General features: G+C 52.8%; 27 protein-coding genes. 8 read left to right on the top strand and 19 right to left on the bottom strand.

The annotated features are described in order from the left end of the window. Nucleotides 1–22: 22 nt before the first annotated feature. On the top strand, nt 23–1,495 hold the full coding sequence (locus DI44_RS11095; RefSeq protein WP_011230565.1) for an aminotransferase class I/II-fold pyridoxal phosphate-dependent enzyme: 1,473 nt from the start codon (nt 23–25) through the stop codon (nt 1,493–1,495). Between the two features lie 114 nt (nt 1,496–1,609). On the opposite strand, the gene DI44_RS11100 is transcribed toward DI44_RS11095, so the two are convergent. Further along, a complete protein-coding gene (locus DI44_RS11100) occupies nt 1,610–1,735 on the bottom strand; it encodes a GapA-binding peptide SR1P (protein ID WP_011230564.1) in 126 nt (41 codons plus the stop codon). Nucleotides 1,736–1,932: 197 nt separating this feature from the next. Here DI44_RS11100 and DI44_RS11105 point away from each other — a divergent pair, with 197 nt between their 5' ends. Beyond that, the gene (locus tag DI44_RS11105) at nt 1,933–2,313 is read left to right on the top strand and encodes a DUF1885 family protein (RefSeq protein ID WP_013145895.1); all 381 of its coding nucleotides are present in this window, start codon (nt 1,933–1,935) and stop codon (nt 2,311–2,313) included. A 25-nt stretch (nt 2,314–2,338) separates the two neighbouring features. Here the strand turns inward: DI44_RS11105 and DI44_RS11110 are convergent, their stop codons facing one another. The 5 genes from DI44_RS11110 to pdhA all read right to left on the bottom strand — a co-directional run bounded on the left by DI44_RS11110 (nt 2,339) and on the right by pdhA (nt 7,728). Next, nucleotides 2,339–2,581 carry a hypothetical protein gene (locus DI44_RS11110; RefSeq protein WP_011230562.1) on the bottom strand — a complete coding sequence of 81 codons (243 nt, stop codon included), beginning with the start codon at nt 2,579–2,581 and terminating at the stop codon, nt 2,339–2,341. A gap of 262 nt (nt 2,582–2,843) precedes the next feature. Next, nucleotides 2,844–4,256 carry a dihydrolipoyl dehydrogenase gene (gene lpdA, locus DI44_RS11115; RefSeq protein WP_011230561.1) on the bottom strand — a complete coding sequence of 471 codons (1,413 nt, stop codon included), beginning with the start codon at nt 4,254–4,256 and terminating at the stop codon, nt 2,844–2,846. Between the two features lie 4 nt (nt 4,257–4,260). After that, nucleotides 4,261–5,565, bottom strand: coding sequence for a dihydrolipoamide acetyltransferase family protein (locus DI44_RS11120; RefSeq protein WP_013145897.1), 1,305 nt, complete (start codon nt 5,563–5,565; stop codon nt 4,261–4,263). 72 nt (nt 5,566–5,637) lie between these two features. Beyond that, nucleotides 5,638–6,615 carry a pyruvate dehydrogenase complex E1 component subunit beta gene (pdhB, locus tag DI44_RS11125; RefSeq protein ID WP_011230559.1) on the bottom strand — a complete coding sequence of 326 codons (978 nt, stop codon included), beginning with the start codon at nt 6,613–6,615 and terminating at the stop codon, nt 5,638–5,640. Between the two features lie 3 nt (nt 6,616–6,618). Continuing rightward, a complete protein-coding gene (gene pdhA, locus DI44_RS11130) occupies nt 6,619–7,728 on the bottom strand; it encodes a pyruvate dehydrogenase (acetyl-transferring) E1 component subunit alpha (RefSeq protein ID WP_033025015.1) in 1,110 nt (369 codons plus the stop codon). Between the two features lie 527 nt (nt 7,729–8,255). Here pdhA and def point away from each other — a divergent pair. Further along, the gene (def, locus tag DI44_RS11135; protein ID WP_011230557.1) at nt 8,256–8,810 is read left to right on the top strand and encodes a peptide deformylase; all 555 of its coding nucleotides are present in this window, start codon (nt 8,256–8,258) and stop codon (nt 8,808–8,810) included. 52 nt (nt 8,811–8,862) lie between these two features. Here def and DI44_RS11140 read toward each other — a convergent pair whose 3' ends face one another. After that, nucleotides 8,863–9,645, bottom strand: a complete 783-nt coding sequence (locus tag DI44_RS11140) for a Cof-type HAD-IIB family hydrolase (protein ID WP_020278630.1) — start codon at nt 9,643–9,645, stop codon at nt 8,863–8,865. A 176-nt stretch (nt 9,646–9,821) separates the two neighbouring features. Here DI44_RS11140 and DI44_RS19630 point away from each other — a divergent pair, with 176 nt between their 5' ends. The 3 genes from DI44_RS19630 to rnjA all read left to right on the top strand — a co-directional run bounded on the left by DI44_RS19630 (nt 9,822) and on the right by rnjA (nt 11,982). After that, the gene (locus DI44_RS19630; RefSeq protein WP_014195339.1) at nt 9,822–9,956 is read left to right on the top strand and encodes a hypothetical protein; all 135 of its coding nucleotides are present in this window, start codon (nt 9,822–9,824) and stop codon (nt 9,954–9,956) included. Nucleotides 9,957–10,102: 146 nt separating this feature from the next. Further along, entirely contained in the window at nt 10,103–10,318 is a 216-nt protein-coding gene (locus DI44_RS11145) for a DNA-dependent RNA polymerase subunit epsilon (RefSeq protein ID WP_011230554.1), read from the top strand. Beyond that, nucleotides 10,315–11,982 (top strand): ribonuclease J1, encoded by a 1,668-nt coding sequence (rnjA, locus tag DI44_RS11150; protein WP_011230553.1) that lies wholly within the window; start codon nt 10,315–10,317, stop codon nt 11,980–11,982. Before DI44_RS11145 ends, rnjA begins: the two co-directional genes overlap by 4 nt. Nucleotides 11,983–12,053: 71 nt before the next feature. On the opposite strand, the gene DI44_RS11155 is transcribed toward rnjA, so the two are convergent. From DI44_RS11155 to fadH, 9 genes are all read right to left on the bottom strand, one after another. Continuing rightward, nucleotides 12,054–12,716, bottom strand: a complete 663-nt coding sequence (locus tag DI44_RS11155; RefSeq protein WP_033025014.1) for a TrkA family potassium uptake protein — start codon at nt 12,714–12,716, stop codon at nt 12,054–12,056. Between the two features lie 168 nt (nt 12,717–12,884). After that, on the bottom strand, nt 12,885–13,127 hold the full coding sequence (locus DI44_RS11160) for a YkuS family protein (protein WP_011230551.1): 243 nt from the start codon (nt 13,125–13,127) through the stop codon (nt 12,885–12,887). A 55-nt stretch (nt 13,128–13,182) separates the two neighbouring features. Further along, on the bottom strand, nt 13,183–14,316 hold the full coding sequence (locus tag DI44_RS11165) for an N-acetyldiaminopimelate deacetylase (protein WP_011230550.1): 1,134 nt from the start codon (nt 14,314–14,316) through the stop codon (nt 13,183–13,185). Between the two features lie 59 nt (nt 14,317–14,375). Beyond that, nucleotides 14,376–15,086 (bottom strand): 2,3,4,5-tetrahydropyridine-2,6-dicarboxylate N-acetyltransferase, encoded by a 711-nt coding sequence (gene dapD, locus DI44_RS11170; protein ID WP_011230549.1) that lies wholly within the window; start codon nt 15,084–15,086, stop codon nt 14,376–14,378. A gap of 196 nt (nt 15,087–15,282) precedes the next feature. Then, complete coding sequence (gene cbpB / locus DI44_RS11175) at nt 15,283–15,756, bottom strand: cyclic-di-AMP-binding protein CbpB (RefSeq protein ID WP_011230548.1); 474 nt, start codon at nt 15,754–15,756, stop codon at nt 15,283–15,285. A gap of 102 nt (nt 15,757–15,858) precedes the next feature. Continuing rightward, a complete protein-coding gene (gene abbA / locus DI44_RS11180; protein ID WP_013145903.1) occupies nt 15,859–16,062 on the bottom strand; it encodes an antirepressor AbbA in 204 nt (67 codons plus the stop codon). Nucleotides 16,063–16,187: 125 nt separating this feature from the next. Further along, nucleotides 16,188–16,421 carry a hypothetical protein gene (locus DI44_RS11185; RefSeq protein WP_033006687.1) on the bottom strand — a complete coding sequence of 78 codons (234 nt, stop codon included), beginning with the start codon at nt 16,419–16,421 and terminating at the stop codon, nt 16,188–16,190. Nucleotides 16,422–16,469: 48 nt separating this feature from the next. Then, entirely contained in the window at nt 16,470–17,687 is a 1,218-nt protein-coding gene (locus tag DI44_RS11190; RefSeq protein ID WP_011230545.1) for an EAL-associated domain-containing protein, read from the bottom strand. 216 nt (nt 17,688–17,903) lie between these two features. Further along, nucleotides 17,904–18,671 carry a 2,4-dienoyl-CoA reductase gene (gene fadH / locus DI44_RS11195; RefSeq protein ID WP_011230544.1) on the bottom strand — a complete coding sequence of 256 codons (768 nt, stop codon included), beginning with the start codon at nt 18,669–18,671 and terminating at the stop codon, nt 17,904–17,906. A 143-nt stretch (nt 18,672–18,814) separates the two neighbouring features. Between fadH and DI44_RS11200 the strand changes: the two genes are divergently transcribed. Both DI44_RS11200 and DI44_RS11205 read left to right on the top strand, forming a co-directional pair. Then, complete coding sequence (locus DI44_RS11200; protein ID WP_033025013.1) at nt 18,815–19,684, top strand: metallophosphoesterase; 870 nt, start codon at nt 18,815–18,817, stop codon at nt 19,682–19,684. A gap of 68 nt (nt 19,685–19,752) precedes the next feature. Next, on the top strand, nt 19,753–20,187 hold the full coding sequence (locus tag DI44_RS11205; protein ID WP_014195334.1) for a YkyB family protein: 435 nt from the start codon (nt 19,753–19,755) through the stop codon (nt 20,185–20,187). 305 nt (nt 20,188–20,492) lie between these two features. Here DI44_RS11205 and DI44_RS11210 read toward each other — a convergent pair whose 3' ends face one another. The 3 genes from DI44_RS11210 to DI44_RS11220 form a co-directional block, all read right to left on the bottom strand. Next, nucleotides 20,493–21,902 (bottom strand): glycosyltransferase, encoded by a 1,410-nt coding sequence (locus tag DI44_RS11210; RefSeq protein WP_033025011.1) that lies wholly within the window; start codon nt 21,900–21,902, stop codon nt 20,493–20,495. Beyond that, nucleotides 21,899–22,801, bottom strand: a complete 903-nt coding sequence (locus DI44_RS11215; protein ID WP_241766375.1) for a HEAT repeat domain-containing protein — start codon at nt 22,799–22,801, stop codon at nt 21,899–21,901. The genes DI44_RS11210 and DI44_RS11215 overlap by 4 nt, the downstream gene beginning before the upstream one ends. 119 nt (nt 22,802–22,920) lie before the next feature. Then, complete coding sequence (locus tag DI44_RS11220; protein ID WP_033025008.1) at nt 22,921–24,549, bottom strand: diguanylate cyclase; 1,629 nt, start codon at nt 24,547–24,549, stop codon at nt 22,921–22,923. Nucleotides 24,550–24,720 lie beyond the last annotated feature (171 nt).

The following is a 24,720-nucleotide window of genomic DNA, read 5'->3' as shown; positions in this document are numbered from 1 at the left end:
GATAAAGAGGTGTGAAAAACCATTGTCGCAACTCGAGACACCATTGTTTACCGGTTTGTTGGAGCATATGAAAAAAAATCCGGTTCAATTTCACATTCCCGGCCATAAAAAAGGGGCCGGCATGGATCCGGAGTTTCGCGCTTTCATCGGAGACAACGCCTTGGCGATTGATTTAATCAACATCAGCCCGCTCGATGACTTGCACCATCCAAAAGGGATGATCAAACGGGCGCAGGAGCTCGCTGCCGAAGCGTTCGGCGCCGATTATACGTTTTTTTCCGTGCAAGGAACGAGCGGCGCCATCATGACGATGGTCATGTCGGTCGCCGGGCCGGGCGATAAAATCATCGTGCCGCGCAACGTCCATAAATCGGTCATGTCGGCCATTGTCTTTTCTGGAGCGACGCCCATTTTCATTCATCCCGAAATCGACAAGGAGCTTGGCATTTCCCATGGCATTACGCCGCAAGCAGTGGAAAAAGCGCTCCGCCAGCACCCGGACGCCAAAGGGGTGCTCGTCATCAACCCGACGTACTTTGGCATTGCCGGCGATTTGAAAAAAATCGTCGATATCGCCCACTCGTACAACGTTCCGGTGCTTGTCGACGAAGCGCACGGCGTGCACATTCATTTTCATGAGGACTTGCCGCTTTCAGCGATGCAAGCGGGCGCCGATATGGCGGCGACAAGCGTCCATAAGCTCGGCGGATCGCTGACGCAAAGCTCGATTTTGAATGTGCGCGAAGGACTCGTCTCCGCGAAACACGTGCAGGCGATTTTAAGCATGCTGACGACGACTTCAACGTCGTACTTGTTGCTCGCTTCGCTTGATGTCGCCCGCAAACAGTTGGCGACGAAAGGGCGTGAACTCATCGACAAAGCCATTCGACTCGCCGACTGGACGCGCCGGCAAATCAACGAGATTCCATATTTGTACTGCGTCGGCGAAGAGATTTTAGGCACGGAAGCAACGTACGACTACGATCCGACAAAGCTCATCATTTCGGTTAAAGAGCTCGGGCTGACCGGCCATGACGTCGAACGGTGGCTGCGCGAAACGTACAACATTGAAGTCGAGCTTTCCGATTTATACAACATTTTGTGCATCATCACCCCGGGCGATACCGAACGGGAGGCGAGCCTGCTCGTTGAAGCGCTCCGCCGCTTGTCGAAGCAGTTCAGCCATCAGGCAGAGAAAGGGATCAAGCCGAAAGTGCTCCTTCCGGACATCCCGGCGCTCGCCTTGACGCCGCGCGATGCGTTTTACGCCGAAACGGAAGTCGTGCCGTTTCACGAATCGGCCGGCCGAATCATCGCCGAATTTGTGATGGTGTATCCGCCTGGCATTCCAATTTTTATTCCAGGCGAAATCATCACGGAAGAAAACTTGAAGTATATTGAGACGAACTTGGCTGCCGGCCTCCCTGTCCAAGGGCCGGAAGACGACACGCTGCAGACGTTGCGTGTCATTAAGGAATATAAACCGATCCGCTGACCGCACAAGCCGGTTTGCCTGGCTTGTGCTTGTTTGCCAAAAATAAACGGCGCGCATGTGACTTGTCGACATGCGCGCCTCTATCCGTTCCTTTCCCCCATCGGTTTGACCGTTTTATTCTTTTTCTCCGCCCTCATTGTCATGCTCGCAGCAATCACATTTCCCATAAAGCGTCGTCACTTTTTCATCTTCGAAATACGCAATCGTCGCATCACACGTTTGACATACGATCGTGCCCATCCCCAAAACCCCTTTGTGATGATAAATTCGCTTGTTGATTTCATAATAATATATCACATTTCAATTGTCAATCCTAATTTGTATATCACATTTAATAAAAAAGAACTTTTTTGAAAACGCCCTTTTTCCATTTATTGTCCGCCAACATATGGTACAATAAGGATAAAGACGCAATGGAAATGGTGGGAGGGGAAGGAATGATGAACACCGATCTAAAGCTGCCTGCGGGGAAAACGATGACCATCGAGGACGTCAAACAGCTGCTCGAGCGCTACCAGATGGCGCTCAAAAAGACAGGGGAACAGCTTGGTTGGGCGTACGAACAGGCCGCTTTCCCGTATACGGTCCGCATACACGAATCCGTTCTCTACTTGCAAGGCGACGGCCGCTTGTACAAAGGGATGGCGATTTCCGTGCGAACAGCTGGAGAAGAGACATTCATTGACATCGCACTGCCGCCGGGGGCGACGCATGGGGATAAAGGGAAGGCCAATGAATTCAGCAAATGGCTGGCGAAAACGCTCGGCGGTGAACTGCACTTGTTCAGCGGCCGGACAATGGTGTTTGGCAGCGCGTAAACAGCGGGCATTCGACCGCTGTTTTTTATTGAACGGCCTGCCAAATGACATGCTGACCGGCAAAGTACACCGCCGCCGTCCCAATCGTCGTCAGCGCCGCCTTGCGCGTCGCCAAGCCGAGCTGGCGGGCCAGCAAAAACGCGATGTACATAAAGATGCACAGCATCAGCCCGCGGAAAAACAGGCGGTCTCTTCCTGACAGCCACTCGATCAATGAGAAACTGCTCCAAATCATCATCTGCATCAAAAATGCAACGTAAGCTTTCATTTCAACTCCATCTCCCGCTTGTTCTTTACCATAACGATATGAAGCGAGAGCGGAAAATAGTATGGGAAATTGGACAAGAAATGGACCAGGCCGCTCCTTCGGACAAAAGACTGTCGACCGGGCGCAGCAACAGGCGAACATACAGCTGTCGCCGCAGATTCATTTCTTTTCTGCCAATCATCTTGCTTCTGGATGATGTTCCCTGCTTATTGCACCGCAGGAAAAAGGTGCCCCGCTGTGTTTGGGGCACCTTCGTTTTCCGTTACTTCGCAATGATATGAATCGGCGTGCCAAGCGCCACTTCCGCCGCTTCCATGGCGATTTCGCCAAGCGTCGGGTGGGCATGAATCGTCAACGCGATATCTTCCGCCGTCATGCCGGCTTCAATGGCCAGCCCAAGCTCGGCGATCATATCCGAGGCGTTCGGGCCGATGATTTGCGCTCCAATCACAACGCCGTCTTCTTTGCGGACGACAAGCTTCAGGAAACCGTCCGTATCGTTGAGTGACAGAGCGCGGCCGTTGGCGGCAAACGGGAATTTCGCCGTAATGACGTCGATGCCTTCCTCTTTCGCCTGTTGTTCAAAGTAGCCGACCGAGGCGCATTCCGGATCGGAGAAGACCACAGCCGGAATGGCGATGTAATCCACTACCGACGGATGGCCGGCGATGGCTTCCGCCGCCACTTTCCCTTCATACGACGCTTTATGAGCAAGCGCCGGGCCTGGAACGATGTCGCCGATGGCGAAAATGTTCGGCACGCTTGTCCGGCATTGTTGGTCCACTTCAATCAAGCCGCGGTTCGTCATTTTGATGCCGATTTGTTCAAGACCAAGTTCATCTGTATTCGGTCGGCGGCCGACCGTCACCAACACATAGTCGGCGTCGATCGTTTTCGTTTCGCCGTTCGCCTCATACGTGACCGTCACGCCGTCTGCACGCTCTTCGGCTCCTTTTGCGAGCGCATTCGTCACAACTTCGACCCCTTTGTTCTTCAGACGGCGCTTAATGATGGACACCATTTGCTTTTCAAAGCCGGATAAAATCTCACCGGCCCCTTCAAGAATCGTCACTTTCGCACCAAAATTGGCGTAAGCCGTACCGAGTTCGATGCCGATGTAGCCGCCGCCGATGACAACGAGCGATTTCGGGATTTCCCCGAGGTTGAGCGCACCGGTCGAGTCGAGAATGCGGCCGGAAAACTTGAAGTTCGGCAGCTCGATCGGACGCGAACCGGTGGCCAGAATCGCGTTTTTAAACGTATACGTCTGCGCGCTATCGCCGTTGACCACGCGCACCGTATTGGCGTCGACGAAGTACGCTTCCCCCTTGACGATGTCGACTTTGTTGCCTTTGAGAAGTCCTTCGACGCCGCCCGTCAATTTTTTGACGATGCTCGCTTTCCATTCTTGCACTTTCGAGAAATCAACCGTGACGTTTTCCGCCTTGATGCCCATCTCTTCGGAATGCTTCGCCTGCTCGTAGCGATGGCTTGCCGAGATAAGCGCCTTGGACGGGATGCAACCGACGTTTAAGCAGACGCCGCCCAAATTTCCTTTTTCCACAATCGTCACTTTTTGGCCGAGCTGTGCGGCGCGGATGGCGGCGACATAGCCGCCAGGGCCGGCGCCAACGACGAGCGTTTCTGTTTCAATTGCAAAATCGCCAACTACCATCGTTTTACGCCTCCATTAATAATAATTCTGGATCGCTTAACAGCTGCTTGATATGGTTGAGCGCTTTTTGCGCCGTCGCTCCGTCGATCATCCGATGGTCAAAGCTCAACGAGAGCGCCAAGACCGGAGCAGCGACAATTTCACCGTCGCGGACGATCGGTTTTTCGGCAATGCGGCCGATGCCAAGAATCGCCACTTCCGGATGGTTGATGACCGGCGTAAACCATTGCCCGCCGGCTGAGCCGATGTTCGTGATCGTGCACGATGCGCCTTTCATTTCGTTTGGCATCAGTTTGCCTTCGCGCGCTTTTTCAGCGAGTTCGTTGATTTCCTTCGCCAGCGCGAAAATCGGCTTCCGGTCGGCATGTTTAATGACCGGCACGAGCAACCCTCGATCCGTATCAGCGGCGATGCCGATGTTGTAGTAATGCTTATGAATAATTTCCTCCGTCGCATCGTCGATCGACGTATTCAGCACCGGATATTCACGCAGCGCGGAAACAAGCGCTTTGACGACATACGGCAAGAACGTCAGCTTGATGCCTTTTTCCGCGGCAATGGCCTTGAATTTTTTTCGGTGAGCAACAAGCTTCGTCACATCGGCTTCGTCCATCAGCGTCACGTGCGGGGCCGTATGTTTCGAATGCACCATGGCCTTGGCGATCGCCCGACGGATGCCGCTCATTTTCTCGCGCGTTTCCGGGAATTCGCCTTCCGGCACAACCGGTTTCGCCGCTGGCGCTTGCGGCGCTGCCTTCTCTTCCGCCGCTTGCGGCGTCGGCTCAGCCGCGGCTTTCGCGCCGCCGGCGAGGAAGGCATCAATATCTTCTTTCAAAATGCGGCCGTTTTTCCCCGTGCCTTGGACGAGGCGGATATCGACGCCTTTTTCACGCGCATATTTGCGCACAGACGGCATCGCGATGACGCGGCGGTTCGGGTCGGCTTCCGCTTCGGCCGCCGGTGCGCTCGGAGCAGCGGTCTCAACCATTTCCTTTTTCGACACCGTTTCCGCTTTTTCCTCTTTTTTCACTTCTTCGTGTTCTTGTCCTTTAAACGTCATGTTTTCATAGCCCGGCGCATCGAGCGTAATGAGCGTTTGCCCGACCGTCGCCACCGTTCCTTCCGGGACGAGAATCTCAAGCACTTTCCCCTTGACAGGAGATGGGATCTCGACGACCGCTTTGTCGTTTTGCACTTCGCACAACACGTCGTCTTCGTTCACTTCATCGCCCGGCTTGACGAACCATTTGACGATCTCGCCTTCGTGAATGCCTTCGCCAATGTCCGGCAGCTTAAATTCAAATGCCACTGTAGGTCGACCTCCTATCGTTTGCCGAAAATGAGCGGGGGAAGGCGCTTCGCTCCCCCGGACTTGTCCACATTAGAAGTTGATCACTTTTTTCGCCGTCTCGATCACGTCTTTAAAGTTCGGCAGCCACACCGATTCTGCTTGAGCGAACGGATAGACGGTATCCGGCGCGGCGACGCGCAATACAGGCGCCTCAAGGCTTAAAATCGCGCGCTCGTTAATTTCAGCAACGACGTTGGCGGCGATGCCGGCTTGCCGTTGTGCTTCTTGAACGACGATGGCGCGGCCCGTTTTTTCGACCGAACCAATGATCGTCTCAATATCGAGCGGCTGCACGGTGCGCAAGTCGACGACTTCGGCAGAAATGCCTTCTTTCTCTAATTCTGCCGCCGCCTTTAACGATTCATGCACCATGGCCCCGTACGCGATAATCGTAATGTCTTTCCCTTCACGCTTAATGTCTGCTTTACCGATCGGAATTGTGTACTCCCCTTCGGGCACCTCTTGTCGGAACGAACGGTACAGTTTCAAATGCTCAAGGAAAATAACCGGGTCGTTGTCGCGGATCGCCGAGATGAGCAATCCTTTCGCATCATACGGCGTCGACGGGATGACGACTTTCAAGCCCGGCTGTTGGGCGACGAGTCCTTCTAAGCTGTCTGAGTGCAATTCTGGCGTATGGACGCCGCCGCCAAACGGCGAACGAATCGTAATCGGAACATGGTAGCGGCCGCCAGTGCGGTAGCGGATGCGCGCCATTTGTCCGCAAATCGCATCCATCGCCTCATAGACGAACCCGAAAAACTGAATTTCCGGCACTGGGCGAAACCCTTGCAAGGCCAAGCCGATCGCCAAACCGCCGATCCCCGATTCGGCCAGCGGCGTATCAAACACACGTTCTTCGCCAAACTCAGCTTGCAGCCCTTCGGTCACCCGGAATACGCCGCCGTTGACCCCAACGTCTTCGCCAAACACCAGCACGTTCGGATCGTTTCTCATCTCGATGCGCAGCGCATCGGTGATCGCTTGAACCATTGTCATTTGCGCCATGGCTTACTTCGACTCCTTCTCTTTATAAATTTCATACTGCTCTTTTAAGTTCGCCGGCAGCTCTTCGAACATGATGCTGATTAAGTCGGTCACTTTTTGTTTCGGCGTTTCGTCCGCTTTTTTGATCGCTTCCTTGATGTCCTCTTTCGCCTGCTCGATGACGCGGTTTTCTTCCTCTTCGCTCCATAAACCTTTCGCTTCTAAAAACTTGCGGAAGCGGACAAGCGGGTCTTTTTTCGCCCATTCGTTTTCGAGTTCTTTCGAACGATAGCGCGTCGGATCGTCGCCGGACATCGTGTGCGGACCGTAGCGGAAGCAAAGCGTTTCGATGAGCGTCGGCCCTTCGCCGTTAATGGCGCGTTCGCGGGCTGCTTTCACCGCGGCGTAGACCGCAAGCGGATCCATGCCGTCGACTTGAATGCCCGGAATGCCGGCAGCGACCGCTTTTTGCGCCAATGTTTTGGCGATCGTTTGCTTCTCCACTGGCGTCGAGATGGCAAAGCGGTTGTTTTGCACAACAAAGATGGCCGGTGCCTTAAACGCCCCCGCGAAGTTGATCCCTTCATAAAAGTCGCCTTGCGATGTGCCCCCATCGCCGGTATATGTAATGGCCACCGCCTTTTTGCCCCGCATTTTCAAGCCGAGCGCCACGCCGGCCGCTTGAATGTATTGGGCGCCGATGATGATTTGCGGCGGCAAGACGTTGACGCCTTCAGGAATTTGGTTGCCATGAAAGTGGCCGCGCGAGAACAAAAACGCTTGATAAAGCGGAAGCCCGTGCCAAATGATTTGCGGAACGTCGCGATATCCCGGCAAAATGAAATCTTCTTTCTCAAGCGCAAAATGGCTGGCGATTTGGCTCGCTTCTTGCCCGGCGGTCGGCGCGTAAAACCCGAGTCGGCCTTGGCGGTTCAACGAAATGGAGCGCTGGTCGAGGATGCGCGTATACACCATGCGGCGCATCAGCTCTTTCAGCTGCTCATCGCTTAACTCCGGCATCGCCTCTTCGTTGACGATTTCGCCTTCTTCATTCAAAATTTGAAACATCGGGAACTGCTCGGCTACTTTCTCGAGCTGCTCCGCAAATCGAAACTGGGAGGTTTTCACACCCATGTCATCCACCTCTGCCTTTCATTAGAAATTTTAGAAATGAGAATACATTCGCCCATATACTATTAATGTACCCAAAATGAAAGAGAAATAAAAAACGGCCGCCATCCGGCGCCAACACAAGCAACAAAGGCGCCGAAATCTGTTTCACTATTTTTCAAGACTGAATTAGTACAATATGCATTTGCAAGTTTTAGTTTACACGTTCTTGGATCAACCGTCAACGACTTTGATTTCTCATGTTTTTTTGCTTTATTTTTTGGGTGAAATTGGAATTGGCAATATTCCGCCCACAAACTGTTATATTACATTCCTCACCATCTGTATGAGTTCTGTATTATATTTTCACAAAATATAAAACACACAGTGGCTTGACAAGATAATGAAAACGTTTTCTCGAATTTGTCTTATTGTTTTCCTTATACTCGAATAATATATTCGTGCGGTTGCGTTTTTATTTACGATCGATGCTCATTTTGTTAGACTAAACGATAGACAGCGATGCCAAACGTAGGGAGTGAACGAAGCGAATGATCACGATGAAGGACATCATCAAAGAGGGGCACCCGACATTGCGGAAAATCGCCGAACCCGTTCCGTTGCCGCCTTCAGAGGAAGATAAGCGCATTTTGCAAAGCTTGCTTGACTACGTGAAAATGAGCCAAGACCCGGAGCTGGCAGCTAAATACGGCCTGCGGCCCGGCATTGGCCTTGCCGCCCCGCAAATCAACGTCTCAAAGCGGATGATCGCCGTCCATGTCACCGATGAAAACGGGACGCTGTACAGCTACGCCTTGTTCAATCCGAAAATCGTCAGCCATTCCGTCCAGCAATGTTACTTGACGACCGGGGAAGGCTGCCTGTCGGTCGACCGCGACGTGCCAGGGTATGTGCCGCGCTATGCCCGCATCACGGTCACTGGGACGACGATCGACGGCGAAGAAGTCACACTGCGCTTGAAAGGGCTGCCGGCCATCGTCTTCCAACATGAAATCGATCATTTAAACGGCATTATGTTCTATGACCGCATCAACCCCGATGACCCGTTTCAAGTGCCGGACGGGGCGATTCCAATCGGGCGCTAAAAAGCCCGCTGTCAATGGCGAGCGGCCTCGCCGAAAAGGCCAAGGCCGCTTTTTATCGGATGAGCTGCAGCTGTTTCAATCCGTACCAAATGCCTTCCTTATCGACCGGTTTCGTAACGAAGTCGGCGACCCTTTTCACTTCCTCATGGGCGTTGCCCATCGCCACCCCGGTTCCGACGAACGAGAGCATTTCAATGTCATTCAATCCGTCGCCGAACGCGTACACATCCTTCTTATCGATCCCGAGCTTTTCGATCATCATGCGGATGCCTTCCGCCTTCGAGCCCCCTGCCGGCAGCACATCCGTCGAGACGTCATGCCAACGGACGAAGCGAAATTCGGGATAGTTGCGCACATACGGTTCTTCTTCCTCGGCGCGGCAAAACAGAAGCGCTTGATAAATGTCTTTGTTCTCATAATAAAGAGGGTCGACAGGCGGGTGGGCGAATTTTAGACTCGCCATGCTGACGTGGATGTGCGGATGGTCGCCGATGCTCGCTCTCATTTTCTCCGCATCCATAAAGACGAGCGGATGGCCGTTTTTGTGGGCTTCCTCTGTCAGCGCCCTGACTTTCTCGCGCCGGAGCGGCTGCTTGTATAACACGTTCCCTTCAAAAACGACGTACTGACCGTTGAAGCTGACGAACGAATCGATGCCAAGCTGTTTGCGCACATGCTCAAACATAAACGGAGCGCGTCCGGTGGCGATGGCGACATAAACGCCCGACTGCTTCAGGCGGCGAACCGCTTCGATCGTTGACAGCGGCAGCTGCTTTTGCTCATCAAGAAGCGTGCCGTCGATGTCGAAAAAGACGATTTTTCTGCCCACGTTCACTTCCCCTTGTTAAAAAATTGTTCATTGTCTACCGTACTGAAAAACGCCCGGAATGTCAACCAAGAGGCACGATCTGTTCCATTTTTACCCATGAAAAACAAACCTCCGCCTACATATCATATATAATAGAACATTTACTTTCGCCGCAAAATGAGTACAATAAAAGGTAAGGAGTGATGAAACATGTTGAAAAAGCTGAAAAAAAAGCTGCTTCAACAGTGGAAAGACCTGCTCCGGAAAAAATTGATCGCCTGACCGTTACAACAACAGCCCTTCCATTCGAAGGGCTTCTTTCCCACTTTGGCGAATAAAGCGGGCAACATTCGTCAAAGATGATGCATATCGTCGGCACATCTCACGCCTGTTTTTTGCTTTTGGCAACAAAATACATGAAAAGAACGTTACATTCTTATATAATAGATAGAGCAACCATTGTACGATAAGGAGAGATTTCACGATGATTTTCAAAGTGTTTTACCAAGAAAACGCAGACGAGGCGCCCGTGAGAGAAAAAACGAAAACACTCTACATCGAAGCAGAATCAGAGCGGGATGTACGCCGAAAACTCGAAGGCCGTCCGATCAATATTGAGTATATTCAGCCGTTAGAGGGAGCGCATCTAGAATACGAAAAGAAAAGCCCGAACTTTCAAGTATTGGAGATTTCATCATGAAGCTGTTGACAGATCAGCAAGTTGGCGTTTTTGCCCTCGGCGGACTGGGTGAAATTGGAAAAAATACATACGGCGTACAATTCCAAGACGAAATCATTGTCATTGACGCAGGCATTAAGTTTCCGGAAGATGAGCTGCTCGGGATCGACTATGTCATTCCAGACTACTCCTATTTAGTGAAGCACGCGGACAAAGTGAAAGGACTGTTCATCACCCACGGGCACGAAGACCATATCGGCGGCATTCCGTATTTGCTCCGGCAGGTGAACATCCCGATTTACGGCGGCAAATTAGCGCTTGGGCTGATTCGCAATAAGCTTGAGGAACATGGATTGTTGCGCCAAGCGAAACTCATTGAGATTCGCGAAGACGATGTCATCCGCTTTCAAAAAACGGCCGTCACCTTTTTCCGGACGACACACAGCATTCCGGACAGCTACGGTATTGTTGTGAAAACGCCAGTCGGGCAAATCGTTCACACTGGGGATTTTAAATTCGACTTTACGCCGGTCGGCGAGCCGGCCAATTTGACAAAAATGGCCGAAATTGGGAAAGAAGGAGTTCTTTGCCTGCTGTCGGACAGCACGAACAGCGAGATCCCGCATTTTACGATGTCGGAGCGGCGCGTCGGTGAAAGCATTCACGACATTTTCCGCAAGGTGGAAGGACGCATCATTTTCGCCACATTTGCATCAAACATCCACCGTCTCCAACAGGTGACGGAAGCAGCCGTCGCCAACAACCGAAAAATCGCTGTCTTCGGTCGAAGCATGGAAGCGGCGATTGAGATCGGACAAGACCTCGGCTATATCAAATGTCCGAAAGGCACGTTCGTCGACGCGAACGAAATCAACCGCCTACCGGCCAACCGGGTGACGATTTTATGCACCGGCAGCCAAGGGGAGCCGATGGCCGCCTTGTCGCGCATCGCCAACGGCACGCACCGGCAAATTCAAATCATCCCAGGCGACACGGTCGTCTTTTCCTCATCGCCGATTCCGGGCAACACGGTGAGCGTCAACCGGACAATCAACATGCTGTACCGCGCCGGCGCAGAAGTCATCCATGGCCCGCTCAACGACATCCATACGTCCGGCCACGGTGGGCAGGAAGAACAAAAATTGATGATCCGGCTGATGAAGCCGAAATATTTCATGCCGATCCACGGCGAATACCGCATGCAAAAAATGCACGCCAAGCTCGCCATCGACTGCGGCGTGCCGGAGGAAAACTGCTTTATTATGGACAACGGCGAAGTGCTTGGCATCAGCGACAAAGAAGCGCGCATCGTCGGCAAGATCCCGTCCGGCTCCGTCTACATCGACGGCAGCGGTGTCGGCGACATCGGCAACATCGTCTTGCGCGACCGCCGCATTTTGTCTGAGGAAGGGCTCGTGATTGTCGTCGTCAGCATCAACATGAAAGAGTTCAAAATCGCCGCCGGCCCGGACATTATTTCTCGCGGCTTCGTCTATATGCGTGAGTCAGGTGACTTAATCAGCGAAGCGCAAGTGTTGATCTCCAAGCATCTCGAAAAAGTGCTGGAACGGAAAACGAACCAATGGTCGGAGATCAAAAACGAAATTACGGAAACGCTCGCTCCGTTCTTGTACGAGCGGACGAAACGGCGGCCAATGATTTTGCCGATCATCATGGAAATCTAAAGAAAAAAGGGCGTCCTTGTAAAAGGATGCCCTTTTTCCGTCATCATCATGCACAGGCCGCCTGCCAGCCGTCAACCGACCACTTTTTCCTCAAACCGGTCAATGTCGCTGTCAGCGCCGATGACGACCAACACGTCGCCTTTGCGGATGATTTCCGAGGCGAGCGGGGAGACGATGACGCTTGTTCCACGCTTGATGGCGACGATGTTGATGCCATAGCGGGCGCGGATGTCAAGCTCCAAAAGCGAATGGCCGTCAAGCCGCTCGCTTGCCACGATTTCGACAATGCTGTATTTGTCCGACAGCTCCAGATAATCTAGGACGTTGTTGGAAATCAAGTTGTGGGCGATCCGCTCGCCCATGTCCCGTTCTGGATGCACGATTTGGTCAGCGCCGATTTTTTTCAGCACTTTCTCATGGTAATCGTTCGTTGCCTTGACCGTAATATAGTTGACGCCGAGCTCTTTTAAAATCAGGGTCGTCAAAATGCTCGCCTGGATGTTGTCGCCGATCGCGACAATGACATGGTCGAAGTTGCGGATGCCTAAACTTTTCAGCACGTTTTCATCGGTCGTGTCGCCGACGACGGCGTGCGAAGCGATCGACGCAAATTCGTTTACCCGGTCTTCATCAATATCGATGGCCAATACTTCCATCCCTTGTTCGCTCAGCGTCCGGCAGATGCTGCCGCCAAAGCGCCCGAGGCCGATGACGGCAAACTGTTTCTTTTTCATTGACACTCCTCCATCGTTGATCAAGCATTGTTTCTTCCCCTTATTTTAGCAAAAAAGAAAAAGGAACGAAAACGTTCTTCGTTCCTTTTCCACCATTCCTTTACGCTATGCGATTTCGCCATTTCGCCAAAAACGGGCTGCCAGCGCACACAGTCCGAACGTTCGTCATCAGCGAAGTTTTTCTTCGACTTTTTGGCAAATCTCTTCTGCGGTGAGCCCGCTCGCTTCAATGACCGGACCGGACGTCACGATGTTGTGAATGCCGGCGATATTGGCGTCCAGGCCGGTAATGACGCAGCAGTCGCAGCCTCTTGCGTCTTGCTCCCCTCGGAGCGGCACAACGTCATATCCTCGCTCTTTCAACGCTTCCTGTACGTCCGTCAACGATGGCTCAACACCAATTTTCGCCATCACAATCCACCTCCTCACACTCATTAATGTGTGTTGCTAGAGGCGGAACTATACTTCATTCTGCGTTTCCTTTCCATGAAAAATAGTCGATTAAAAACGCGATGGCGCGGTCGATCGCTTCCTCGTTCGGAGCCAGTTTTGCATGGTGCAGCCCATATGGTGAGGCGACGCCAAGCCAAAACATAAAACCCGGGATGTCCGCCAGCATATAGCCGAAATCTTCGCCAGTCATCGCTTCTTTGCAACGGATCACATTCACGCCGCCGTGCGCCTTGGCAAACTTCATAAATTCCGCTGTCAGATCCGGATCATTATACACTTCATGGTACATGGCACCGTAATCGATGGATGCTTCACATTCGTACGCGACTTCAATGCCATGCACGATCGCTTCAATCCGCCGCTTCACCTTCTGCATCGCTGCAGTCGACAGCGTCCGAATCGTTCCTTCGAGCCGGGCGTGCTCCGCAATGACGTTCTGCACCGTCCCGCCGGCAATTTTTCCGATCGTAATGACCGCGCTGTCGAGCGGATCGACGTTGCGGGCGACGATCGACTGCAGCTGCGTCACCAATGCGCAGGCGGCGACGACCATGTCATTCGCTAAATGCGGAAACGCCGCGTGGCCACCTTTCCCCTTCAGATCGATAAACAGCTCCGACGTATTGGCAAACAGCAACCCTTCTTTCGTTGCAATCGTGCCGACGGGATATTCCGGCGCAATATGCAAGGCGACGATGATATCCGGCTTCCATTCCCGCATGATGTCGCTTTCTAACATCGGCTTTGCTCCGCCCGGTCCTTCCTCGGCCGGCTGGAATACAAACAGCAAATCGTCTTTCAGTGGATGATGAGCAAAATGGGTGAGCACACCAAGAGCGATGCTCATATGCACATCGTGGCCGCACGCGTGCATGCGCCCTTCATGTTTCGACCGATACGGCAAGCCGGTCTCCTCGCGAATCGGCAGCCCGTCCATATCGGCGCGGTAGCCGATCGTTTTGCGCGGCGATGTTCCGTTGACTTTGACGAAAATCCCCGTTTTCCACGTCCGGACTTGAAGCCGCTCTTGCGGCAGGGACTGGATATAGCGAAGCAAATATTGCTGCGTTTTAAACTCCTGAAACCCAAGCTCCGGAATTTGATGCAAGTCGCGGCGAATGGCGACAAATGGGCTGATCGCAGACATCGTCTCTCCTCCATGGGCAAAAAAGCTGTCCTCGTGTGAAGGGACAGCTTTTATGATGATTATAATTGGCGAAGCTCCTGCTTAATCTCCGTTTTCGCCCGCGTTTGCTCGTCGATCTGCTTAATGACGCGCGCCGGCACGCCGGCCACGACCGTATACGGCGGCACGTCTTCGACAACAACGGCGCCGGCAGCCACAACCGCTCCTTTGCCGACCGTGACGCCTTCCAAAATAACGGCATTCGCCCCGACGAGCACATCGTCTTCAATGACGACCGGCTTGGCTGATGGCGGCTCGATCACGCCTGCCAACACCGCGCCGGCGCCGATATGGCAGTTTTTCCCGACCGTCGCCCGGCCGCCGAGCACCGCATTCATGTCGATCATCGTTCCTTCGCCGACGACGGCGCCGATATTGATGACCGCTCCCATCATAATGACGGCGTTGTCGCCGATTTCGACATGGTCGCGGATGATGGCGCCCGGCTCAATGCGCGCCTTGATGCCTTTCAAATCCAGGAGCGGAATGGCCGAGTTGCGGCGGTCGTTCTCGACGACATAGTCCTCGATTTTGTCTTGATTCGCTTCGATTGCCGCTTGAATGTCTTGCCATTCGCCAAACACGACGCCGACGTTGCCCGTGATAAATGTTTTGGCGCTTGAGCCGAAATCGATGCCTTCGAGATCCCCTTTTATGTATACTTTGACTGGTGTCGATTTTTTGCTGTTTTGAATAAAGGAAATGATTTCATTGGCGTCCATCATCTTCATGGGCGATATCCTCCTTTACACCTGTATTCTTTTTTACTTTAGCAAAACAGAGATCATTGTGACAAGCACAAATTCATCGAGCAAAATGCTGTAAATATCTTCTCGAAGGCTTGCACTTGCGGAAGTTGCCACGCAGCTTCCGAACTGATCAGCCAAAGCCAGCTGCTCTTGTTATTGCACACGATTATCTTTCTGCTCATTGTTCAGCCTCTTTTCGGCCTAGCTTCCGGCCGCCATTAGGCCTGTGCAGCTGTTTATTCAGTTGCTTCAGTACTTCCCGTCGAGTGAAAATGCCTGCAAAATATCCGTCGTCATTTTCCACACACACGAACGGATGATTGACAATAAGCCCCACTGCCTTCATCAGGCTGTCGTCAAGCCGCAGGCGCGGAATGTTTCGGTTCATCACTTCTTCGACCTTCATCGTCTCGAGACGTTCAAATTCGATGCGCTCCAATCCTAAAATTGCATCCATCATCATCGTCATGCTGATGAGCCCATGCAGTTTATACGATGTATCGAGAACTGGAATCGCTGAATAGCCGGTTTTCGTCAGGACGAGCAGCGCATGATCCAAATAATTTCCCGGCTGCACATGCGCCACTTTATCCGCCGGAATCAGAAATGGCTTGACAGTCATTTGCATGAATTCATTGTGTTCCCATGTCATGCCGATGTTCCGCCTTTCTTCTGCATCTTCTCCTCTCCACATTGTTATCATACCATAAAAAAGACTATCGCTTCCTGCGATAGCGATAGTGCACAACAATTTTTATCCTTCCTCTTCCTCTGTCAACAGTCGGTCGTATAAACGCAACAGCTGCCGGTACCGGTGTTCATCGACCTCCTTGTCTCCGTTTTCGATATCCGCCAGCTCGGAGCGGATGAGCTCGAGTGCATATTGCTGGCTGAACAAAACGTCAAGCAATAACGCCGCTTCCTCGCCCGACAGCCTTGTCGGCAGCCGCTTCGTCATCTCCATTCCCCCTTTGCCTCTTCCGCTTCCATATATATTCGCCGGCAAAGGAAAAAAGTCGTGGAAAAAAGCGTCATTTGCGGACAGGCAAAAAGGCCACCCATATGAATGGAATGGCCTTTTTTTCAATAATAGCGCAACGCCAAATAACCAATGGCAAAAATGGCGAGCAAGACAGCGAGTACGTAAGCGAGGAACACCGGGTTGCGCAAGTAGGCATGCTCCTCGACCGTTTTCGGAATCGGCCCGTCAAGCTCCCCTTGCCAACGCTGTTGGCGGCCGAGACGGACCGTATAGATAAATCCAATCACCGCAATCAATACAGAAAGGACAGATAATACGAAAGTCAGCTGTGCCATACGTTTCACCTCATGCTTACTTTGCCGCAATGAGGCGATTTTATGCAGTCAATAATGGGCGTCATGCTCAAACAAATAGCTGTACGACAAGTCAATAAACAAGTAATGGCGCTCATCGATCGGATACGAATACGTCCGGATCGTTTCCCCTGTTTCAATATCCGTGTATAAATCGGACAAAATCCCTCTTCGGCGCGAGCGCATGCGAATAATGTTTTCCAAAAAATACGGGCGCCAGCTCCAGTTTTTCATATAATATTGCGGCTGAAGCTCCCACCGGCCGCCGCGCTTGAACATATTGCCCGACTGCTGGAAGCCGTCCTCATCACAAACATAAATGCGGAAGCAAACATCGTCGAGCTCGCCGGCCAACAAGGAAATGAGCTCGTTAAAATCGGCGGCTTTTTTGTATTTGCCAAGCAGCGCGCTGATCCGCTGCTGAAACTGCTCAGCAATTTGATACAGCGTTTCAAGCTTTTTCTTTTCCTGCTGGATGAAGCGATGGCACTCTTGGCGGAGCAAGTCTTTCAACAAATCGCGCGGCACAACCTCTGGCGCCGGCTTGGCCAAATAATACCCTTGATAATAGCGGCCGCCATGCCGCCAAGCATACTGAAGCTGAAATGACGTTTCGATGTCCTCATACAGGAGCGTCGCTCCGATTTTGCGCGCCAACAGCGAAATCGAGTGAACGATTTCCTGGTATGCTTGATGAACGGACGTTTTCCGCAATTCACGCAAATCGATTTTTAAAATGTCAGGCGACAAGACGCCGATTCGCTCAAGATGAATGCTATGTTCGGCGATGTTGTCGACCGCCACTTTAACGCCGTATGTACGAAGATACGTCAATAAATGGCTGAGCTGATCGACGTCTCCCTTGAAATGCTGCTCGTTGATTTCCAAAACGATGCGGCTTGGGGCCAACCCTTTCGCTTCATAGGAGAGAAGCAGCTGCAAAAACGACTCGCCGCGGTCAAGCATCAGCAAGTTGGCGTCGCGGTTTAAAAAAATGAGCAGCGTTTGATCATCAAGCGACAGAAAATAGTCGAGCGCTTTTTTCGTGATCACATCATCCACTTCGATGCGAAATTCTTCTGGAATGGTTTCATCGTGAAAAAACGGCCCAAGGCTGACCGGCCCTGTTTCCGTTTGAAACCGACCGAGCACTTCATAGCCGACGACCCCATGCTCATCGGCGCTGAAAATCGGTTGATAGTGCGGAATCACTTGCGGCAAGTTGGCCATCACGTCTAATGCATCCATCGTGTTCACCTCATCCCCATCGACCATCTTTGCCTTTATTATAGCATAATTGCCCAATCGTTCCTGACTCGTAAAAAAAGCGGCTCCCCTGACAGCAGGGAATCCGCTTGTGACAAAGGCCGTTGCGTGCAATGAGCCGGTTGCCCGCGATAAATGAAGAAATACCGCCTGCAATCCCTTTTGGGTGAGGACCATCTTGCTTTATGGCAAATTTGATTAAAACGGCCGCCGGTTCAGCCATTGGCCGCCGTCGACTGTGATGCAAGCGCCGTTAATGTAAGCGGCTTCATCCGAAAGCAAAAACGAAGCGACCGCCGCGATTTCTTCCGGCGTCCCGAGCCGCCCGAGCGGCACGCTTTCCAACGTCATCCGCTCCGCTTCCTCTGATTCCCAAAGCCGCTCCGCCCCGCCGGTCCGCTCAATCGGTCCGGGAGCGATCGCATTGACGCGGAAGCCGTACTTTTTCCCCCATTCCACAGCAAGCGTGCGCGTCATTGCCAGCACTCCAGCCTTGGCGCTCGCTGAATGAATGACCCCGGCGCCGGCATGCCAGGCATATGTCGCAACGATGTTGATAATGTTCCCTTTCAAGCCGCGCTGAATCCAGTAGTTGCCGACTTCCCGGCTGCAGTAAAACGTGCCGTTTAACACAATGTTAATGACGCTGTTCCAGCCGTTGATCGACAACTTTTCCGCCGGGCAAATGAAATTGCCAGCCGCGTTGTTGATGAGGGCATCGATGCGGCCGAATTCCGCATCAGTCCGCTCCACCATGTGCGCCACTTGTTCCGGGTTGCGCACATCCATCGGGATCGTAAGCACTTTCCCTCCATCCGGCGCGGCGATTTCCCGCTTGGCCTCTTCGAGCGCCTCGGCCCGCCTTCCCGTAATGACGACGTTGGCCCCATCAGAAACAAACCGCTTCGCCATATATTTCCCCATTCCGCTCGACCCGCCGGTCACAATGATCACTTTTCCGTTCATCCATTTCTCCTCCTATGACTGATTACTCATTCATTTTTATCATATCATAAAATAGTGGAATATTCGAACATCTTAGTCCTCCTATTGTCCTTTTCCCTCTCTTTTCGTTATAATAAAGCTGCTTGTGAAAGGACGGCGAAACGATGCACCATATCGAAACAACCAAACTAAGCCGGCGCGCCTTTTTGAAAAAGCTGGCGCGCACAAGTTTCAGCGCAGCGCTGGCGATGGCAGCCGCCTCTGGATACGCCCGCTGGATTGAGCCAGCCGAGCTGACCGTGACGCACCATGCGCTGTCGCATCCGCTGATCCCAAAGTCGTTTGCCGGCGTCAAGCTGCTGCAGTTCAGTGATCTCCATCTCGGCCATTATTACGGCTTGAAACGCTTTTACCGCATTATCGGCCTCATCAACGAACTCGGGCCCGATCTCGTCGTATTCACAGGTGATCTGCTCCATGAGGCGAACCGGTATCCGCACGTCAACGCGGTCGCTGAGGCGTTGGCTGGCGTCCGTGCTCCTCTTGGAAAATTTTGCATTTACGGAAACCATGATCACGGCGGCTACGGGACAGATATTTACCGTCGATTGATGGAACGAGCCGGGTTCCGCGTTCTCGTCAATGAGCATGCACTCGTCCGGCGCGGCCATGACGCCATCGCTATCGCCGGCAGCGACGATATGATGCTCGGACGCCCGGACTGGTCGAAAATGACGAACGGCATTCCGCGGGCGACATATACGATCGCCCTCGTTCATGAGCCGGACGGTGCCATTGAGGCTCGCCGCTTCCCTATTCACGTTCAACTCTCCGGCCATAGCCACGGCGGGCAAATTCAGTTGCCGTTTATCGGACCGCTCATCACGCCGCCGTTGTCTGAGCGGTATTATGAAGGGTTTTACCACGTCGGCGGACTCTTGTTGTACGTCAACCGCGGCCTTGGCACAACAAGGGTGCCGCTTCGCTTCTTCGCTCCGCCGGAGTTGACCGTTTTTTCGCTTACCCCCGGATAGAAGTAGGACAAACCGGGCAACAACACCGCTTCCTATGTTATAATAGAAAGAAAAAAGGAGACATGCCGATGAAACCGGTGCAATTGACGGTCGACAATATTGCCAAAGCGATTTTTACCGTCAACCGCCATGCCAAAACAGCATTGAACCCTTCGTTTCTTTATCTTCTGAAGAAAAAAGCGATCGAGAAGCTGCTTGAGGAGGGCAAGGCGAAAAAAGTGGGCCTCCATTTTTCCCGCAATCCGAGATACAGCCAACAGCAATCCGACGTGCTTGTCGCCGTCGGCGACTACTACTTCCACATTCCACCGACAAAACAAGATTTCGCCGCCCTTCCGCACCTTGGCTCTCTCAACGATTCATACCGCAACCCTCCAGCTCGGATGCCGCTGTCAGAGGCAAAAGCCATTCTCATCGCCTACACCGGACTGAAGGAAAAGCCGGAACAAAAGCCGAAACGGCTGACAAGACCCGTATTTAAACGGCTCGGCGACCGCTATTAAGCGGACGCCGGTTTTTTTCAACAGTGGGCACATCTTAGCGCCGGGTCGGCAACAGGGGCATCGATGTCTCTTTTGCTTCAACCTGCTTTTTCGCCCACCCTGTCTTGCAATGAAAGTCCCCTCTCGTTTTCGCTGCACTAAGAGGCCGGTGAAAAGCAACCATTTTCCCTAAATTGATGATTCTCGAATGAAGAGGAGAACAATATCCGTAAGGCTTCTCCATTTGAGGAGAAACATGATTGGGCCGCCTTTCCTGTTCAATCACCGGCCTTCTAAAACAAATAAGCCAGCCGCTGTTCTGTCGGCTACGCTGAGACCCCTTTCCTCTTTATGCTTCCCCATTGTTTTTTTCGACGAATGGCATCGATCACCCCTTCGCACCGCCACCAAGCGGTAAGCGGACGGTACCAAAACGTCTCGGTCAACGCGAAGAAAAACAGCTTCACCAAATCAGAGATGCTCGGGAACTTCCGCTCAGTCCACTCTTCAAGCAAGACGGCTACTGCTGATAACAGCGAACCGTACAAAACCGAAACCGTCAGCAACAAAAGAGCGAATTCGACGTACAAGTTTCCGAGAAATAAGGAGAAAACAACGACAATATAGCCCATCAATTCAACGATCGGACCAAGAAGCTCAATGAACCAAAAATACGGCAGCGAAAGAAGGCCGATTGAGCCATATTTTGGATTGAACAGCATCGATCGATGCATCCATAAGCTTTCCAAAAGCCCGCGATGCCAGCGCCGCCGCTGCCTCCGCAAATCGCCATACGTTTCCGGTGCTTCCGTCCAGCAAACCGGGTCGGGGATGTAGATGATTTTTTTCGCCTCGTTTTTTTCCCGCGCCAGTCGATGCAGACGCACGACGAGCTCCATATCTTCGCCAACTGTATCAGCATATCCCCCTGCTTCAATCACCCAAGGCTTGGAAAAGACGCCGAACGCCCCAGACACAATCAGCAGCAAGTTGTGGCGGCTTAAGCCGAGACGGCCGAGCAAAAACGCACGCAAATATTCAATCGTTTGCATAATGACGAGCGGCCGCCGCGACAACCCAACCTGGACGATCTCACCGCGTTCAATCCGGCAGCCATTGGCGATGCGGACGCTTCCTCCAGAAGCGATGATCTCCCCGTCGGACTCAAGCATTGGTTTCATCACTTTCAAAAACGCGCGCCGCTCCAAAACCGAATCGCCGTCAATCGAGCAAATGTATGGATAGCGAGAAGCGTTGATTCCCGCGTTCAACGCATCCGCTTTCCCACCGTTTTCTTTATCCAGCACAAACAAATGAGGATAATCAAGGGACTGATAAACCGCCTTAATTTCCTTTGCGTCCAGCTGGCGGCGAATGACGCGATAGACCAGCTGCAAATGAAAATGCTCAATCAGCCGTTCAAGCGTTTTGTCAGTCGATCCATCGTTAATGACAATGACCTCGTACTCAGGATATTCAATAGCCAGCAGCGACCGCACCGAGCCGACGATGCCCGCTTCCTCATTATAAGCGGGAACAAGAATGGACACCGGTTTGGCATAGCTCGCATCGAGCAGCTCTTCATACGGCTCCCAGTCATCAAGACGATGAATGCGGCGCAAATGGATGAACGAGACAACAAGCAAAAAGGCATAAAAAAGAAGAACGATGACCATGTAAATCAGTACAATATGTCCTGCGACCCAAAGAAACGAACGCCACGCTTCCACTATCATTCTCCTCCTCCAAGCCACTGCCTCGCCATATCACGAGCATAACGATCCGATGCTGTGCGCGCCGCGGCGCGCAACGCCGTTCGGCCTCCCGGCAGACGCGCGATGGCCGCGGCGGCTTCGGAACGAACAACAAATGAACGGTCGCTAAGCCGCTCATACAGCAACGGAAGAAGCCGCTCTTCGCGGCATTTTCCCGCCAGGCGGGCAGCCATCAGCCGCTCTTGCCAATGGGAGGAGCACAAATGCTGCTTGAGCCTCTCCGCTTCAAGCGGCATGCCGATTTCCGCCATCGCCTTGAGCGCGCGAACGCGAAGTTCCGACTCATCGGATGCCAACAGCTCCAGCAAAAACGACCGCTCCTCGCGCCGGCGGATGCCGATCATATCCACGAACGCGCACTTCCCCGCCCGCGTCAGTTCATCAAATCGCTGTTCCACCTGTCGAAGCAGCCGCTCGCTCATATGGCCAAAAATAACTCGGTACGCAAACTCGGTCAATTCGTATTTCGGCTCAAGCACGTAGGTCACCACTGGGCTATAGTCAAATCGGGCAAAAATTGTCAACAGTTTTGCTTCTTCTCCTCTCGTCACCCGGTCGGAGCGGTACAATCGCTCCATCTCCGGCAACATCGCCTTCATCTGCAAATCCTCTATCAAAAACAGTGCGTTCATCCGCTCGCTCCAATCCCGACTTGACAACCGGCGGCGCAGCCATCCTTGAAAATGCTTTTCCGCCAATGTTCGGATTCTCTCCTGCACCTGTTCGCCTTTCAAGAGCGAAGCGAAATGGTCAAGGAGCTCCATCATCGCCTCACGCTCAAGCGGCGAAGACGGCAACGGCAGCTCTTCCTCTTCGCCGAGCACATGACGAAACAGCGGAAGATGGAACCGCTTTTTCAAAGCCCTGATCTCTGCCTGGCGTCTATTTTCCCTCCATTTTCGCACCACCAAATAGAGAAATAGGTTTACTAACAGTGCAAGGAAAACAATCGTTGCGGCTAAGGCAGAAAAAAGCGCCATCACTCCTCCAACTCCTTCAACAACCGGCGCAGCCGCGCCTCAAGCTCAAGCCATTTAAACGGCTTTGTCACATATTCGTCCGCTCCTCGGTTCAGCGCATGGGCAATATCCCGCTCATCTTGGCGCGACGTCAGCATCATCACCTTGTATGGCTTTCGCTCTTGACGGAGGCGGTTCAACACCTCAAGGCCGTCCATTTTTGGCATCACCCGATCCAAAATGACGACAGATTGCCGCCCGCTTTGATAAAACGGAGATTCGAGAAACGAAAGGCCGTCGCCAAACTCGTAAATGTCTGCTTTCCTCCCCTGCTCATTGACGAGCTTGCGGACAAGATCAGCAATCATCATCCGCACGAGTTCATCGTCGTCTACGATGGCAATCGCCCATCGCCGCCGATCCGTTGATGCTTGGCTTGGGGCCTCATCCGAAGAACCGCTTTTCTCACGCGCCGCCTCTTCGATCCGATTGCCACCGCCTCGTTTCGCCGCATACAGCGCCTTGTCGGCCAGACGCAGCCAATAGTCAAGCGGCCGATCCGGTTCATCACACTCAACCAGGCCGGCGGAAAACGTACATGATAGAAGTGCGCCATCCGCCGCGATTTTTTCGGCGGCGAACTGGCGTTGCAGCCGCTCAAGCACTGCACGAGCCTCGCTTTTGGACGTTTTGGCCAGCCAAACGACAAACTCTTCGCCCCCAAAGCGAACGACGGTATCCACTCCACGTGTATGTTGGCGCAAAAAGGCAGCCAGCTTTTGCAATACCGCATCGCCTGCAAGGTGGCCGAAACGGTCATTGACTTGTTTGAAATGGTCCAAATCAAGCAACGCCAAACAGCTTGGCGCTCCGTAACGCTCGAGGTCGCTCCGAAGGCGGGCGTATACCCGCGGCAAATACTTCCGGTTGTACACACCTGTCAATTCGTCAATGAGCACAAGGTCATCGATTTTTCGTTTTTTTTCAATGAGCCGGCGAACGCGAACGAACAGCTCATCTGCCGCTGGGGTGGTGATGACATCATCCGCGCCAAGCTCATAACCTTTCAACCGCCCCTCTTTGCCCTCGTCTCTCCTCACAATGACAACAGGAAGATAGGGGCGCTGTCCGGCGCGCTCAAGCAAAACCGTCAAGTCCGGATTCTCCCACTCTCCCTCCTTCACGCTGACGATGATGCAATCCGGGCTGAGACGAAACATCGACGCGGCCGCCTGCTCAAGGGAGGGAATCGTCGTGAAACGCCATGGCACGGTTTGCAGGGCGCCGCGGACGTAAGCAAAAAACAGGGGATCATTTCCACAGAGGAGAATCGCTGCTTTCGGCCCTTGGCGGTGCGAAGAGGGAATGGTGGCAGAAGCCGCTTCCCCGGCTTCATAGAAGCAGCGAAGGAGAGGAACCATCTCCATCAGCGCCTCCTCCGCTGTCCATTGCCGTTCCGTTTGGCCGTTCAACCGGTGAATGAGCCGCTCTGCTTCAGCAGCGATGTCGCTAAGGCCAATCACCGCCGCCGTCCGGCCGACAGCATTGAAAAATCGGGCCAATTCCACACCGTCAAGCGGCGGTCCCGTCCTCCATCGTTCGTATTGTTCATGGATGCGATCCAACAGTGAGGCGACAGATCGATCCATATTCCCTCTCCTTTCGATCATCGTTCCGTTTTCCCCAACCGACTGACATCCTCCTTTTTTCCTATTACTAATATAATCGATCCAAGCAAAAAAATTAAAAGAAAAGACGCGCAACAGCCAACAATTTCCCAGCCGCATAAAAAAGCCGCTGCCTTTTTTTGCAACGGCTTT

This window comes from Geobacillus sp. CAMR5420, assembly GCF_000691465.1.
Lineage (GTDB): Bacteria > Bacillota > Bacilli > Bacillales > Anoxybacillaceae > Geobacillus > Geobacillus thermoleovorans.
The sequence above is the reverse complement of the archived record's forward strand: the minus strand, read 5'-3'. Positions and strand labels throughout refer to the sequence as shown.